Origin of the sequence: Vibrio makurazakiensis (genome assembly GCF_050337375.1) — a bacterium.
GTDB lineage: Bacteria > Pseudomonadota > Gammaproteobacteria > Enterobacterales > Vibrionaceae > Vibrio > Vibrio makurazakiensis.
Map to the genome: position 1 here is coordinate 1 of NZ_JAKJSW010000414.1, position 1,771 is coordinate 1,771.

Genomic DNA, 1,771 nt, shown 5'->3' on the forward strand with positions numbered 1-1,771 from the left:
GATACTGTGTTTTGTAGCTATAGTATTTATTCCAAAAGAATCCAAGGCCAATGGGAAATATGGCCCCTTACTTAGCTATGCTCAATCACCAATTCAAACGAACAGCTTAACTCCGCAACTTCGTTCTGGTTTGCCCCTAACGGCTGATGACGTACAACTTTATTCAAGCTTTACTGCTGCGAGTATCTGGATTGACACACCAGACTACCATGCAGATTATTACCAAAATCAGCTGTTCGTCGGGAGTAAATGGCAAGCCAATGAGAAATGGCAATTCGATGTGAATTATCGATGGGGGTTTGCTGCCAATAACTATTTAGATGGGCCGACTAAAAGTTTTCACGATTGGTTCGGAATTGATCAGAATGGCCGGGATGAAGTTGATAATCATCAATTTACACTGTCGATGCCTAAATATGGGATAGATGAAAGTAACTTTAAAGGCGATACGATTACGAGCGCGGTCTCTTTTTATGGTCAGTACCAATTACTAGAAACTGAAGATTACGGGCTATCTATAGGCAGTGCACTCTTTTATAACCGGGTCAGCAGTGGTGCATTTAAGGGGAACAACCTAGAACAAAGTTTACAGCTTAATTACACCTATCTATTGGAAAAGCATTCTTTCTTTTCGTCACTCGGATTTAACTACCGTTACAATCACGATGTCATCGGTGACTTTCCTTTGGATGCTCTAAGCTGGACTCTTATCGGCGGTTATCAATATCAAGTGTTTGAAAAGCATCAGCTGCATGCCGAATATCGTATCTACGAAGGTGCTGAAGATGGACACTCGGAATTTTCTAGATTGGTCCATGAGGCCCTGCTAGGTTATCGCTATATTATGGATCAATCTGCGTTGGAGCTTTCGCTAGTTGAAAATATGTTCAATATGGATAACAGCACRGATATCGCGTTTACGTTTGGCTTTCGCTATAAGCTATAAGCTATAAATCGATAATGGAACATGTGGCGTATGCTTATGCGCAAACTGCCACATGATCTAAATTCACGAGCTTATTCTACAACCAAACCTCTTAAACGCTTAATACGCGTGAGACTGCATTAGATACTTCTGCGTCTCCAGCATTAGCCGATAAACTAAATGCTATGTATTGATCGCCTCTAAAGCTAAGTGAACGGTCAACCTCCGCCAGACAGTGAACAGTTTGCCCTTCCAAAATGAATGACAGCTCGATTTCTTTCGTATTCACAAAGCCACCAGAACGAAATTCAATTTCTTGATAACACCCTGAACGCGATGCAAAGTGGTTGCCTTTTAAATAGCCCTTCTCGACATCGGCCTTTACCATCGCCATACCCGAAGCTTCAATAGCACTAATTACTTTTTGTACGACAGGTAAAGGTTTAACCACCACGAAGTCACGATCTTTTGGGTCAATCGCAAAATCAATATCTAACGTTGTTTCAATCCAAACGTGTGACTGATTTTTTAAAGCATTCAAGGCCGTTACTGGGGTTTCATCATTAAGTTTCAAATGAAAAGGGACCTGTTTCGTTTCACCTGGCTGAATAACAAATGGCTCAACAGCCTGAATACGACCTAACGCAAAGTTCTCGTAGCTTGTGCTGTCTTCAGTTTCTACTTTCACTTCAGTGCACAGAACTAAATTAATTGCGTCTATCTGCTGTTCAACGTCCCCGCCTAAAATATGAACTTGGCCATTAATCGTTCCGCCTTGAAAGACTTCAACGCTATCTAAAATAGTATCTACTTTTGCCGATCCAATACCCAATGACGCCTTTAACT

At 41.4% G+C, this 1,771-nt stretch carries 2 protein-coding genes; one reads left to right on the top strand and one right to left on the bottom strand.

Annotated elements, in window-relative coordinates:
* The first annotated feature begins 1 nt into the window (after position 1).
* Positions 2-946, top strand: a complete 945-nt coding sequence (locus tag L4C33_RS22040; RefSeq protein ID WP_428814520.1) for a DUF3187 family protein — start codon at positions 2-4, stop codon at positions 944-946.
* Between the two features lie 91 nt (positions 947-1,037).
* Here L4C33_RS22040 and L4C33_RS22045 read toward each other — a convergent pair.
* Positions 1,038-1,771: sporulation protein (locus L4C33_RS22045; RefSeq protein ID WP_428814521.1), on the bottom strand; the 734-nt coding region annotated here is incomplete at its 5' end.